This is a genomic window from Enterococcus sp. GPZ-007 (genome assembly GCF_059374735.1).
The window spans coordinates 1-245 of record NZ_JCAFYN010000141.1; the positions used below are offsets into that span (position 1 = coordinate 1).

Sequence of the window (245 nt, forward strand, 5' to 3'; positions counted from 1 at the left end):
GCTCCGATTGCCCTTGACAATGAGCCTCCTCGGATCGGATTCTTTCCGGCAGAAGCGTGCTCATTCAATTACGCTGCCTCTCCAGAGGTATCAGATCCGTGCTCATTATCAAGGGTCCGCTTCGCCAATCTCTGTTGACGAAACTGAATCGGTGTTTCATACCCCAATGTGCCATGTAATCGCAGATAGTTCCACCAATGCACATAATCAAATAATTCCAAGCGTAGTTGTGCCAATGTCTCAAA

The 245-nt window shown here is 47.8% G+C and carries 1 protein-coding gene; it reads right to left on the bottom strand.

Going from position 1 to position 245, the window contains the following annotated elements; genetic code table 11:
• Positions 1-68 precede the first annotated feature (68 nt).
• Positions 69-245: IS3 family transposase (locus AC4J95_RS21290; RefSeq protein ID WP_494551564.1), on the bottom strand; the 177-nt coding region annotated here is incomplete at its 5' end.